General features: G+C 52.1%; 9 protein-coding genes. 4 read left to right on the top strand and 5 right to left on the bottom strand.

What is annotated here, in order from left to right; genetic code table 11:
- Positions 1-227: 227 nt before the first annotated feature.
- Together AC286M_RS23655 and gcvP are read right to left on the bottom strand one after the other, a co-directional pair.
- Positions 228-1,949 (bottom strand): ABC transporter substrate-binding protein, encoded by a 1,722-nt coding sequence (locus tag AC286M_RS23655; RefSeq protein WP_488206727.1) that lies wholly within the window; start codon positions 1,947-1,949, stop codon positions 228-230.
- Between the two features lie 173 nt (positions 1,950-2,122).
- Positions 2,123-5,146, bottom strand: a complete 3,024-nt coding sequence (gene gcvP / locus AC286M_RS23650; protein WP_488206726.1) for an aminomethyl-transferring glycine dehydrogenase — start codon at positions 5,144-5,146, stop codon at positions 2,123-2,125.
- 500 nt (positions 5,147-5,646) lie between these two features.
- On the opposite strand from gcvP, the gene AC286M_RS23645 reads away from it, so the two are divergent.
- A complete protein-coding gene (locus AC286M_RS23645; protein ID WP_488206725.1) occupies positions 5,647-6,636 on the top strand; it encodes an AEC family transporter in 990 nt (329 codons plus the stop codon).
- 127 nt (positions 6,637-6,763) lie between these two features.
- Here AC286M_RS23645 and AC286M_RS23640 read toward each other — a convergent pair whose 3' ends face one another.
- Positions 6,764-7,441 (bottom strand): hypothetical protein, encoded by a 678-nt coding sequence (locus AC286M_RS23640; protein ID WP_488206724.1) that lies wholly within the window; start codon positions 7,439-7,441, stop codon positions 6,764-6,766.
- A gap of 525 nt (positions 7,442-7,966) precedes the next feature.
- On the opposite strand from AC286M_RS23640, the gene queF reads away from it, so the two are divergent.
- The 3 genes from queF to add all read left to right on the top strand — a co-directional run bounded on the left by queF (position 7,967) and on the right by add (position 10,823).
- On the top strand, positions 7,967-8,425 hold the full coding sequence (gene queF / locus AC286M_RS23635; RefSeq protein WP_488206723.1) for a preQ(1) synthase: 459 nt from the start codon (positions 7,967-7,969) through the stop codon (positions 8,423-8,425).
- Between the two features lie 124 nt (positions 8,426-8,549).
- A complete protein-coding gene (locus AC286M_RS23630) occupies positions 8,550-9,542 on the top strand; it encodes a glycosyltransferase family 2 protein (protein ID WP_488206722.1) in 993 nt (330 codons plus the stop codon).
- 297 nt (positions 9,543-9,839) lie between these two features.
- Positions 9,840-10,823, top strand: a complete 984-nt coding sequence (add, locus tag AC286M_RS23625) for an adenosine deaminase (RefSeq protein ID WP_488206721.1) — start codon at positions 9,840-9,842, stop codon at positions 10,821-10,823.
- Between the two features lie 25 nt (positions 10,824-10,848).
- On the opposite strand, the gene pyrF is transcribed toward add, so the two are convergent.
- Both pyrF and tyrS read right to left on the bottom strand, forming a co-directional pair.
- Positions 10,849-11,559: an orotidine-5'-phosphate decarboxylase gene (pyrF, locus tag AC286M_RS23620; RefSeq protein ID WP_488206720.1), complete on the bottom strand. Its 711-nt coding sequence runs from the start codon at positions 11,557-11,559 to the stop codon at positions 10,849-10,851.
- Between the two features lie 10 nt (positions 11,560-11,569).
- Positions 11,570-12,820: a tyrosine--tRNA ligase gene (tyrS, locus tag AC286M_RS23615; protein WP_488206719.1), complete on the bottom strand. Its 1,251-nt coding sequence runs from the start codon at positions 12,818-12,820 to the stop codon at positions 11,570-11,572.
- Positions 12,821-13,218 lie beyond the last annotated feature (398 nt).

Below are 13,218 nucleotides of genomic sequence, written 5' to 3'. Positions count from 1 at the left end.
AGCTTAAGGGGCGAAGTGTGTGTTTAGCGCAGCTATACGATCCCCCGCTGTCGCCGCCCCCTTGAAAAGGGGGCTATTCCAACTCTGGCTCAAAGTCCCCCTTTTTCTAGGCGAAGCCATGCCCGAAGGATTATAAGGGGGATTTCAGGGGGATCTATGCAGAGTGTTGCGCTAAACGAGTACCAGGGTTTAGCCCTTATTCGATACAGTCTGAATCAAGAATGGGATCAGCTGTTTGCTTTTTCCATCTGCCAGAACAGGAACTGCTGGGTGGGCTGAATCGCTACGTTTTCCATATAGCCCTGAGCAAAGACGAAATCTTTTTCTTGCCACAGGGGAATATAGGGTACGTCTTCGACTAACAGCTCTTGCAGTTCTTTGAAAATGGCCTTGCGAGCGTCTGGATCTTGCTCGGCCCGCTGTTGGGCAATCAGTTCTTGAGCGCGATCGCTGTAGTAGAACGAGCCGTTGGTTTGGCTACCGCCTACTTCGCAACCCGTTTCAGCCGATCCCTGCTGGCAATCCATAAACGGCTGGAAGTAGGTATCCGGATCGTAGAAATCGGGGTACCAGTTGAGTAAAAACGTTTGGTAGATGCCCTTGTCAATATTTTCAAAAGCGGTCGTACCTTCTTCGTTTCTTACCGTTACGTTGACGATGCCGGGTAGGTTCTGGTCAATAGCAGCTTTAATCGTGGTGGCAACTAGGTTGCGAATTGTAGAGGCAGAGGGATACCAAATCTCCATCTGGAAGGGATTGGACTCTGAGAAACCCGCTTCCTCTAGGTACTGGCGCGCCTGTTCGTAGTTGCCGTCGCCATACTCCTCTTTGAAGACAGGCTCGTAAATATCAAAGCTGGTGGGCAAGAGGCTGTAGAGTGCTTCTGACTGTCCCTGAAACACCCGCTCATCCAGTAGCTCACGGTCAATCATGGATGCGATCGCTTTTCGGACAGGTAGCTGATCCAGCGGCTCTTGCTTTTGGTTCAGCGTCATATATGCGATCGCAGTTCCACCTGCTTCAATCACCTGCCAACCACCTTGATCGGCTTTAGCCTGTAAGTCGCGAATCTGATCTGGATCAAGCGTCTGATAGGCCACATCCAGGCCACCCGTTTGGAACGCGTTGTAGAGGTTTGAGGAGCTGCTGATTAGCTGAATGTCTACTCCCTCATTGGCCGGAGCCTCGCCCCAGTAGTCGGGGTTGGCGTCCAGCCGGACGGTGTCAGAGCTAAGTTCGGTCAGCTTGTACGGGCCGGTGCCGACAAAGGAGGTCGGTTCAAACTGGCCTGCACCAATGGTGTATGCCTGGGGCGAAATGGCGGTCATGCCCCAGAAGGAGAGCAGAGAGGGAAACGCCGCGAACGGTTCCCGCAGCCGAATCGTTAGCTCATATTCACCCGTCGCTTCGATGGATTCCACTTTATCGCCCAGCAGGAAAGCGGGACGACCGCCATTTTCAATAAAGCGGTTGAGCGAAAAGGCCATTGCTTCGGCGTTAAACGGTTCGCCATCGTGGAACACGACGCCTTCGCGCAGGGGAATCGTGTAGGTCAAGCTGTCGTCACTCAACTGGGGCAGCTCGGTAGCCAACTGCGGCACGAGATTGGTCGTACCCGGTTCGTAGGTATACAGCCGATCGCCCAAGTTAAACAGCAAAATACCGGGAAATAGCTCATAGGAGTCTGCCGGATCGATGGTGCGTACTTTCTGAGTGGTGCCCATCGTAATCCGGTTGCCGGGACTGGCAGCGCTGCCTGTATCACCGGAGGTTGAATCAGTATCCGAGGCGGACTGGCTACCGCAGCTGACGGTTAAGACCAGGCAAAGCCCAAACAAGGTGGCAAACTGAAGAAACGATCGCCGCCTGAGACGAGCGCTAAACCGTGGGCTCAGGTGCGATCGCACCTGCCCTAGTTGCTGAAATAAACGATTCAAAAACCGCCGCATGTCACTACCTGCCCAAAACAAATCTGTTGGTACTGTTTTGTATAGATAGCATTTTGCAGGAATTTTGTGTCAACTGACTTTGTGAATTAATCCAAAGGTGCTTGGCACACTGCTCGGTTTTTGGAGGTTTATGGAGCAGAGGGAAATGTGCGATCGCAGGTAGCTTCCGTCCTCTAGTCGTCGTCTTGATAGGCATCCATCGGTAAACAGGAGCACATCAAGTTGCGATCGCCATAAGCTTGGTCAATCCGTCCCACTGACGGCCAAAACTTATGCTCCCGCGTCCAGGCTGTGGGATAGATGGCTTCGGAACGAGAATAGGGGCGATCCCACTCGTCAGCGACCAGATCCGCCACGGTATGGGGCGCATTGGTGAGCAAGTTGTTTTCCTGATCCACCTTGCCCTCTTCAATGGCTCGGATTTCTTCCCGAATGGCAATCATGGCATCACAGAAGCGGTCTAACTCCTCCTTTGATTCGCTTTCTGTGGGTTCTACCATGACCGTCCCGGCGACGGGCCACGACATCGTCGGCGGATGGAAGCCATAGTCAATCAGTCGTTTGGCAACGTCTTCAACCGTAATCCCCGCCGTCTTCCGGAAACGGCGCAGGTCGATGATGCACTCGTGAGCAACGAGGCCGTTTTTGCCTTTATAGAGAATGGGGTAGTGAGACGATAACCGCATGGCAATGTAGTTAGCGTTCAGAATCGCCACCTGAGTTGCCTGGGTTAGGCCCTGATTGCCCATCAGCGCAATATACATCCAGGAAATCGGCAAGATGCTGGGACTGCCCCAGGGCGCAGCGGACACCGCACCAATGCCCTCTTGCCCATTCACAGGGACGAGACTGTGGCTGGGTAGGTAGGGCTTGAGGTGCTGCTTCACCCCAATCGGGCCAACGCCGGGGCCGCCGCCGCCGTGGGGAATGCAGAAGGTCTTATGCAGATTGAGGTGGCAAACATCCGCGCCAAAGTCAGCCGGGCGGCACAGCCCCACTTGAGCATTCATATTCGCTCCGTCCATATAGACCTGGCCACCATACTCATGCACAATGCCGCAGATGTCGCGAATGCCAGTTTCAAACACGCCGTGAGTGGAGGGATAAGTCACCATCAGTGCGGCCAGGTTATCCTGATGCTTTTCGGCTTTGGCTTTCAGGTCGGCAATGTCGATATTGCCATCGTCGTCGCACTCGACGGCGACAACCTTCATGCCAGCCATCACCGCACTCGCTGGGTTGGTTCCGTGAGCCGAGGTGGGAATTAGGCATATATGGCGATGACTTTCGCCCCGCTGCTGGTGATACTCCCGAATCACCAGCAGGCCAGCATATTCTCCTTGCGACCCAGCATTGGGCTGGAACGAAATTGCGGCAAATCCAGTAATTTCTTTTAGCCAGCTTTCTAGTTGCTCGATTAAAATCCGGTAGCCCTGTGCCTGTCCTAAGGGGACAAAGGGATGCAGGCTGCTGAACTCTGGCCAGGTAACGGGCAGCATTTCCGAGGTTGCGTTCAGCTTCATTGTGCAGGAGCCGAGCGGAATCATGGCGTTGGCTAGCGATAAGTCTCGCGCCTGCAGCCGATACATGTACCGCAACATCTCGGTTTCAGAATGGTAGCGGTTAAACACCGGATGAGTGAGATAGTCACTGGTACGAGCCAGCGCATCGGTATAGCCTGGTTTCACTTTTTTAATCAGGTCTTCCGGCATGAAGTGAGGCGTTGTTTCACCGGAGGCAAATACCTTAAACAGCGCTACTAGGTCATCCGACGACACTGTTTCATCCAGCGAAACGCCAACGGTGCTGTCGTCAATGTAGTTGAGATTAATATGATGTGCGATCGCACGTGATTTAATTCGTTTGGCTTGCCCCTCGCCCACGTTTACCCGCAGCGTATCGAAGAAGGGCTTGTGGACAATGTCGTAGCCCAGCTTTTCCAGTCCCCGCGCCAGCACTTGGGTGACTTCATGCACCCGCTCGGCAATGTGCTTCAGTCCTTGGGGGCCGTGGTAGACCGCGTACATACTGGCCATGATGGCTAGCAGAACTTGAGCCGTACAGATATTGCTGGTGGCCGAGTCGCGGCGGATATGCTGTTCGCGAGTTTGCAGCGCCAGTCTGAGCGCGGGCTTCCCGTGCTTATCTTTGGAGACACCGACGAGACGACCGGGCAGCTTGCGCGCGTAGGCTTCCTTGGTGGCAAAAAAGGCCGCGTGGGGGCCACCATAGCCCATCGGTACGCCAAACCGCTGGCTGTTGCCGACCGCGATATCGGCTCCGAATTCACCGGGGGGTTTCAGTAACGTCAGGCTGAGTAGGTCGGTGGCGACAGTTGCGATCGCACCTGCGGCATGAGCCTGCTCAATAAACTTGGCATAGTCATAAATTGCCCCATCGCTGGCCGGATACTGCAGCAGTACGCCAAATACTGGCGTATCGAAGTTAAATTCCCGATGATCGCCCACAATCACCTCAATTCCCAGCGGATTGGCGCGGGTTTGCACCACCTCAATCGTCTGGGGATGGCAGTCTTTAGACACCCAAAATGCCTTGGCTTTCTTATTCTTGCTAACGGCATGGCTGAGGGTCATGGCTTCAGCGGCGGCAGTGCCCTCGTCCAGCAGAGACGCATTGGCAATTTCTAGCCCGGTCAAGTCCGTCACCATCGTCTGGAAGTTAAGCAGCGCCTCCAGTCGGCCTTGGGCAATTTCCGGCTGATAGGGGGTGTACTGGGTATACCAGCCAGGATTTTCCAGGATATTCCGCTGAATCACGGCGGGGGTAATGCAGTTGTAGTAGCCCAGACCAATGTAGGAGCGATACACCAGGTTGTGGCCAGCAATTTCCTTGAGATGCTCTAAGAGCTGATATTCGGTATAGCCCTCACCGATATCGAGGGAGCGGCCCAGGCGAATCCCTGGGGGAATGGCCGCATTCATCAGCGCGTCAAGGCTGTCATAGCCCAACGTTGCTAGCATTTCTTGAATATCCACCGAGCGTGGCCCAATGTGGCGCTGAGCAAAATTATCCCCTAGAGCTAATTCGTCTGCAGTCAGTTGAAAATCACCCGCAGCAGCCGATCCATATTGACCATTCAGTGCGGCATCTGCGATCGCACCGTTCGCTTCCCCTTTCGTTGTGCTGTTTGTCATGGGCTGAGCAGTATTTTCAGTATTGGCAGTCGAATTCGTCATGAGTGTGGCACCTGTTGTGGCATTAGTCGTGAACTCAAGTTGGGACATAAGTAGGTTGGCATAAATAAACGCACTTAAAAACCCGGGGAGTTTCCCTCCGGGGAATTCCCCGGGTTTTTGAGATATGCATTTATTTATGTGCGGCTACTTAATTGGGTGTATCGGTAAATTCTGCAGCAATCTCTCCTTAAAACCCAAATCTCTCCTTAAAACCCAAGTTTAGATTTTGACGAAAGGCTGATGTTGCAAGCAACTTATGAAAAACAATAGGGTTTTATGATTGAACTTTGCCTGACATCATTTAAGGCTGAACTTGTTAGATGCTACAGATCGAAACGCTAACCTTTGTTAGTACCTTCTTTAGGAATTGCTGCCTCAGGTACGAATCAGGATGTGGAGACACTGCCCCCACATCCCAATTCCACCCAGATTAAGCAATGCCTTCTCTAAGGTAGACTAACGTTTCCTGCCAGCAGTAACAAACTTTGTTAGGCAACTCTATGACCTTCGGATATAAGCTCCTTTCCCTTTATCTGCCGCTAATTGCAGGAACGGGCTGTGGTTGGCTACTCGCAGGCGTTACATCACCTCGCTTTATCCATTGGCTGGGCCAAAGCTTGTACTGGGTGGGTGTACCCATCAGCGTCTTTGCCTTTCTGCGTCAGGCAGATTTGTCGGGCAGTATCTGGATTGCTCCTCTCGCCGCCTGGATCGCTATCCTGATTAGCCTCATACTGGCCTGGTTGTGGATTCGGAATCAGGTATCACGGATCTCATCACAGTCTTCACAGCCTGCTAATTCAGCCTGTTTTTTGCCGGATTCTGACCATCCCAAACACAACCATTGGAGCAGTGCCACCCAGGGAAGTTTTCTACTCACGACTATGGTGGGCAATACTGGATATCTGGGTTATCCGGTTGTGCTTTCCCTGGTGGGTTCTCAATATTTTGGCTGGGCGATTTTTTATGATTTGCTGGGCACTATGTTGGCCGCCTATGGTTTGGGAGTCGTCCTGGCCGCGCAGTTTGGTTCAGCGGAAGGCCTCGGTCAAACAACCAAAGCCTTGTTTTACAATCCGACGCTCTGGAGCTTTGGGTTAGGATTACTGCTACACGAGGCTGTCTTTCCCATCCTGATTGATCGGGTATTGAATAGCCTAGCCTGGAGTGCGATCGCATTTTCGCTGATCCTGATCGGTATTCGGCTGCGGCAAATGTCGTCTTGGCAACACCTCTCGAAAGCCTCTATCAGCCTCAGTATTAAGATGCTGATTGTGCCCTTGGGTTTGGGGCTGGCACTGCAATCATTTGCACTCGATCCAGCGGCTGAACTGGTGATCATCCTCGAATCAGCTATGCCGCCAGCCTTTGCCACCCTCGTCATTTCAGAAGCGTTTGAATTAGATCAAGAGCTAACCGTCACTACGATCGTAACGGGCACCATTGGCTTACTGGGAATGCTGCCCCTGTGGTTATGGTGGTTTGGTTAATCTGAAACGCTAGAGGCCCGTAACCTGTTGAACAGGTTACGGGCCTCTATATATAGAACACGGACATTTTTGTAGCGCGGCTCCGCCGCGCTACAAAAATGTCCTAACCAACATAGCTACCGCTATATTACTCGGGGGCTGAATCGCTCAGGAAGGGGCGAACGATCAGGAACCCGGCTCCGAAGGCGCTGACGATGATCAAAATAATTGCGATCGCAAGCCAAAGACCGCCCATATCCGATGCCTTTTTCGGCGAAGACTGCACCGGACGCTTGTCCTCTTGCTCAATTACATACACCTCAGGAGCCTTACCCGATTTGGGCGCTTTGCCATTGGCAGGGCGCTTCCCACTGGGAGAATTGCCTTTCGCCACCTTTTTACGAGCAGGTGACGCAGCAGCCGGACGCGCTTCGGCTACAGAAGTTGCTGTCGGTTCAGCGTCCAGCGGCAGATCAAAATCTAGCGCAGTTTGAGCTGACATCCGTGCCGGATCGAATCGAATGGCAGGCAGTGCCTCCACGACCTGTTGAGTTTGGACAGCCGATTGAGCCAGCTTTTGGATTTCCTGACGCAAGCGCTGGTTTTGCTGCACAAGCTGCTGGTTTTGGCCGTTGAGGGTATCGAGCTTTCCTTTCGTATTTTGTAGCTCTGCGGCTAGTTCTCGATAGACGGAAATTGGCACCGATGGTGCATACTTCGAAGCTGCAGATCCCGAAGCATCAGACGCAGCGGTGGACGACGGCGCAGCGGGCGACGGAGCATTTAAATTGGGCATCTGAATATCAAAATTGACTGGAGATTTCATGGGTTAAGCTCAAAACGTTTGAAAAATATCACCAGACGTTGGGGTATACAGAATCCGGCTAGAACCCTATCGAGCTTTGAGAAATAGAATCTTAAGTATGCATTTCACCAAAACCGAACTGAGATTTTAGACCCGAACTCCGCCCTGGATAACGCAGAGGAGACACCACTATCGTTGGCTGTTGTGGTATCAAGTCTGTGTGTAAGAACCCAATTTATTTTTTGCGAAACGTTTGCTTAGCAAACGTTTCGCAAAAAATAAATTATGGTTTTTCAATCAGACTTGGATGTTGAGACACAATCACAGCACTGTGCCGTTTTGCATGACGTCTTGCATCAATCGGCTGTGAATCTGTTGTGGAATAGTTGCAATTAGAGCAATCGGATTCGGATTCGTCAAGCTGTCTGCATTAAATTTGGTAACAGGTCTTATCTATACTGGTTAAGGTGATTGAGCTAGGTGGCTACCGAGCCGTTTGTCCGTCACTAAACCCTTCTTGCTAATTGATCTATCCTAGTTGTGACCATGAGCCAATCTTCGCCGAGTTCCAATCTGTCTCCAAGCCTGAATTCAGCCGTAAATGACGAAGCGGCAGCCGCTGCAAATACTGAACTGAAATATGGCGAACGTGCGATCGCAGAAGGGGAACTGATTACCTTTCCGAATCCTCGCGTGGGTCGCCGCTACACGATTGACATTACGCTGCCCGAATTTACCTGTAAATGTCCCTTTTCCGGTTATCCTGACTTTGCCACGATCTATATTCAGTATGTGCCAAACGAGCGAGTGGTTGAGCTAAAAGCGATCAAGCTTTATATCAACAGCTACCGCGATCGCTATATTCCCCATGAGGAAGCGGTCAATCAAATTCTGGATGACTTTGTGGCTGCCTGCGATCCTCTAGAAGTGACCGTCAAAGGCGACTTCACCCCACGCGGGAACGTTCACACCGTCGTGGAAGTCCACCATCAAAAGGATGCTTAGGACGGTTACTCTCGGGTGTGCTAAGCGCTGCAAAATACGCCAGCCTATCGGCCAACCAATAACCATCAATCATTGACAACATCTCTCATCCCTTTCCCTTGCGCTCCTGGTAGATGAATACAGTATGACCACGGTTCACTACTCGCTCGTGATTCCGGTTTATAACGAAGAAGATAACTTGCCGGAGATGTATCGGCGGCTTTGTCAGGTGATGGAGCCGCTGCCGGGCATGTTTGAGCTGATTTTGGTCGATGATGGCAGCCGCGATCGCTCTTTGATCCAAATGCGCAAGCTGCGAGAGCAGGACGAGCGGGTCAGGTACATTAGCTTGGCGCGCAACTTTGGTCATCAAATTGCCGTGACTGCGGGTCTCCAGTTTGCCAAAGGCGATTGCGTGCTGATTCTCGATGCGGATTTGCAAGACCCGCCAGAGTTGATTCCGGAGATGATTGAGCGTTGGCAGGAAGGCTATGATGTCGTCTACGCCCAGCGCACCTCCCGGCGACGAGAGGGATGGCTGAAGCGGTTTATGGCCTTTGCGTTTTACCGAATTCTGCGTCAGCTAGTTGATGTTCAGATTCCGACTGATACAGGCGATTTTTGCCTAATGGATCAGCGAGTTGTGATTATCCTGAACGCTATGCCCGAGCGGAATCGTTACTTACGGGGACTACGTTCCTGGGTCGGCTTTCGGCAAACGGCTGTTCAGTTCCAGCGCGATCCCCGTTTTGCCGGTAAGCCCAAATACACGTTTTTCAAGTCCTGGTTACTGGCGATTGACGGCATTATCTCTCTATCGCGAGTGCCGCTGAAGCTGTCTACGTATGTTGGACTGTTTGCGGCTTCCTTAGCGTTGATTATGATGCTGCTGGTGCTGTACTGGCGACTGTTTGAACCGGATTCGCCTCTGATTGGGGCAGCGCTGATTACGATGGCAATCTTCTTTATCGGTGGTGTGCAGCTGGTCTGCATTGGCATCCTAGGCGAATACATTGGCCGCATTTATGAAGAGGTGAAAGGACGACCACTCTACACGGTACGGGAAGCAGCAGGCGTTGTTTATTCACCTGCTGCTTCGAAGTTGCCTGTTCAGCCACTGGAAGAGCCTATTGTGTAGGGAGGAAAGTGCGATCGCACTTCTCCCACAATTCTGTTGCAATGCAATTGCAAATCTGCTGGATCAGACCTTGATGCCAAAGGTTCCGACATGTGGATATACAAACACCATCAGCGGCAGGATTTTCCCAATCGGTTATCTGACTGAGGAAGTCAGTTAATCATTGACCCTTAGAGCAATATATTTGGTTGGCTTTGTTGAGAGTAAATAGAAAAAGCTAATCTTCAGTCACTATAAATGCCACCATAAACACCATTGATATGATGGTGCTTAGTAACAATGTTTGACCTTGCCACAATGCCCAAAGCAGAGCTACACCTTCATTTAGAGGGTGCACCGCGCTGGTCAATTCTTCGCGACGCTCATCAACATCATTACGGTACCGAATTGCCAAAAGTTCCACCGTGGTACTCGCCGGACTTCCGGTTTGCTCATTTTGGTGAGTTTCAAGCCCTGTTTCAGCAGTATATTCATCCGTGGCTACAAACGCCAAATGGTTATGCTGAGCTGATTCAGGAGGTAGTAGATAGCCTGATTGCGCAGAATATTCGCTATGCCGAGGTTAATTTTTCGCCTTCGATGGCTGAGCGGCATGGCGCGTCCCTCCATCAAATTTGGGATGGTTTGGCTGTGGAACTGGCACGGGCACGGACTCACGACTGTACCATCCGCCTATTCGTTGGTTTGATGCGATCGCATGGTGTAGAAGAAGCCATGACTTGGGTTAAGCAGACGCAACCGATTGATATTGTCGCCGGATATGACCTTCAGGGCGATGAAGTCGGTTGGCCAGCGGATCAGTTTAAATCCGCGTTTGATCTCGCTCGAACAGCAGGCAAGCGGGTCAAAGTTCATGCCGGAGAAATGACTGGCCCAGAGAGTATTCAAGTCGCCGTTGAGCAATTGGGCATTACCCAAATTGGCCACGGCACATCAGCCATTCAGAATCCAGATGTGGTTATGCTCCTGCGAGATCGCAACGTCACCGTTGAAACCTGTCCAACATCCAACGAGCGACTGCAAAACGTCGCGTCCTATCAAGATCATCCCATCTTTGATCTAGATGCAGCAGGCGTCGCCGTAACCGTCAACTCCGATGACCCAACCTTCTTTGGCTGCAATTTAACAGATGAACTGTCCCGACTTATGACCGAGCGACAGGCAACCCCCCAAGACCTTAAACGCTGGACACAAAACGCCTTTCAGCAAGCCATCCTTGACGACGCCACACGCAGCCGCTTTCTCGCCGAACTAGAAGCCTGGTGTCCCAAGCAGCCTTAAATCAACGCCAAAATCCAAAATCGAACTACGCCAATTCCTCACAAATACGCTCAAATGCCGCTGCCGGATCATCTGCTGCCGTAATCGGTCGGCCAATTACCAAATGCGTTGCACCTGCCTTTACGGTCTCTGCCGGAGTTTGCGATCGCGCTTGATCTCCCTTGGCCGCCCAAGAGGGTCGCACACCGGGACAGACAAACAGAAAGCCAGAATCCAGGCTCCGTTTTAGATCAGCCACTTCCTGCGGTGAGCAGACCACACCTGCTAGACCGCTGTCCTGGGCCAACAGCGCCATTTGCAGCACGTAATCGGGCAACTCCAGCGGCACTTTGAGGTCAAACGCTAGTTGGCGGGAACTGATACTGGTGAGTAAGGTGACCGCAATCATATTGGGCGGCTGTATCCCCGCCTGATCGGCTCCAGCCTGAGCCGCTTCTACAGCAGCTTCCAGGGCCACCTTGCCTGCGGTCGCATGCACCGTCAGCAAGTCTACGCCGTACCGGGCCGCTACGCGACAGGCACCCGCCATCGTGTTGGGAATGTCGTGCAGCTTGAGGTCAAGAAAGATCTGCTTCTGCCGATCCTTCAGCTGGGCGAGGATGCTTGGCCCAGCGCTAATGAATAGCTCCAGCCCGACCTTAAAGAAAGAAGCGTGTGGCAGCTGATCGACTAGTGCGATCGCAGCGGCTTCCGTCGGCACATCCAGCGCCACAATAATTTTTTCTGTTGGTGTCATACGTTTTTCACTATTTCACGAGGCGGACAAATTTCTTTTTGCCCACCTGGAGCACTTTGCCAGCCAGATCATCAGGCATATCGGCTGCATAGTTGTCATCCGAAATGCGATCGCCCTCTAGCTTCACCGCCCCCCCTTTGATCTGGCGACGGGCTTCGCTGCTGCTGGCACAAAGACCGCTAGCGTTCAGAATGTAAAACAGCTTGGCCGGAAACTCGACTTGGCTGAGGGAAAATTCAGGCACATTGGCGGCTGCATCCGCTCCACCACCTTGGACAATGGCTTCTGCATCCTTTTGCGCTTGTTTCGCCGCAGCTTCACCGTGGAACTGGGTGACAACATCGAGCGCCAGTAGCTTTTGGCGATCGCGGGGATTTTCTGGCAGCTTGGACAAATCCTGCTTGGTTAGTAACTCAAAGTAGCTTTCGATCAGAGTATCCGGCACCTTTTCCAGTTTGGAATACATGGTCAGCGGATCTTCCTGCAAACCAATGTAGTTACCGAGGGACTTCGACATCTTTTGAGTGCCATCTGTCCCCAGCAGCAGCGGCATTAGCATACCGAACTGGGGACGCTGCCCGAAGTGACGCTGTAAATCGCGACCGACGGCAATGTTAAATTTCTGGTCGGTGCCGCCCAGTTCAACATCGGCTTCCAGCGCCACCGAATCGTAACCCTGCATGAGCGGATAGAGAAACTCATGTAAATAGATCGGCTTTTCCTGCGCCATCCGCTCAGCGAAACCTTCTTTGGCTAGCATCTGGCCGACGGTCATCGTTGTGAGCAGTTCCAAAATTTTGGACAGATCGAGTCCCGCCAGCCACTCGGCGTTATAGCGGATTTCGAGCCGTCCGGGCGTGTCGAAGTCCAAAATTGGGCGCACCTGATCGAGGTAGGTTTTGACATTGTGGGCAACATCGGCTTCTGTAAGCTGTTTACGCACCTCTGATTTGCCGGAGGGATCGCCAATGCGAGCCGTAAAGTCACCAATTAGCAAAATCGCCGTATGGCCTGCATCCTGGAAATCCCGGAGCTTACGGACGGGAATGCTGTGTCCCAGGTGAATTTCCGACCCTGTCGGATCAATGCCCAGTTTGACGCGCAGGGGCCGATCGATTTGGGTGAGGCAAGCCAGCAAGTTCTCCTGTGGATTCTCGGAGTTGGTCTGATCGGGGAATACTTCGCTAACGCCCCGATAAATCCATGCCAGTTCAGCCGGAATGGCTGCACTGGCCGATGTAGATGATACAGATGATGACATAAGCGATGTAGTAGACGATACCGATGTCTCTCCTACAGCCGATGATGCCATTGACGACTTATATGTAGGATTTGGCGCAGTAGGCGCAGTATTAGAGGAAGTTTTCGATGAAGACGACACCAATGAAGCTGCAGTCTGATCAAGGTTCTTTACGTTCACGGATTAATCTTTAACGCTTATTGCCCGACCCAACTATAATTTCATAACTCATGGACAGAACGCACGATTTTTGCGTTAACCTATAGCCAAAAATCTCGTTCTGCGCCTGAGTTGGGGATTTGCTGATTGGCTGATTATCGATATCTGCATCTGCTATCACTGTCAGCATCATCTCTAAATTGCGAGGTTAGCCGAGAGTGCCAGAACGTGGCTAAACGCAAATAAACGTTAGCGATCCT

It is taken from the genome of Thainema salinarum CENA647 (assembly GCF_057732415.1).
Note: the sequence above shows the minus strand (reverse complement) of the source record. Positions and strands in the feature narration are given on the sequence as shown.

Excerpts from the sequence above, each read along its gene's own strand:
- AC286M_RS23655 (WP_488206727.1), bottom strand. The coding sequence starts at position 1,949 with ATGCGGCGGTTTTTGAATCGTTTATTTCAGCAACTAGGGCAGGTGCGA.
- gcvP (WP_488206726.1), bottom strand. The coding sequence starts at position 5,146 with ATGACGAATTCGACTGCCAATACTGAAAATACTGCTCAGCCCATGACA.
- AC286M_RS23645 (WP_488206725.1), top strand. The coding sequence starts at position 5,647 with ATGACCTTCGGATATAAGCTCCTTTCCCTTTATCTGCCGCTAATTGCA.
- AC286M_RS23640 (WP_488206724.1), bottom strand. The coding sequence starts at position 7,441 with ATGAAATCTCCAGTCAATTTTGATATTCAGATGCCCAATTTAAATGCT.
- queF (WP_488206723.1), top strand. The coding sequence starts at position 7,967 with ATGAGCCAATCTTCGCCGAGTTCCAATCTGTCTCCAAGCCTGAATTCA.
- AC286M_RS23630 (WP_488206722.1), top strand. The coding sequence starts at position 8,550 with ATGACCACGGTTCACTACTCGCTCGTGATTCCGGTTTATAACGAAGAA.
- add (WP_488206721.1), top strand. The coding sequence starts at position 9,840 with ATGCCCAAAGCAGAGCTACACCTTCATTTAGAGGGTGCACCGCGCTGG.
- pyrF (WP_488206720.1), bottom strand. The coding sequence starts at position 11,559 with ATGACACCAACAGAAAAAATTATTGTGGCGCTGGATGTGCCGACGGAA.
- tyrS (WP_488206719.1), bottom strand. The coding sequence starts at position 12,820 with ATGTCATCATCTGTATCATCTACATCGGCCAGTGCAGCCATTCCGGCT.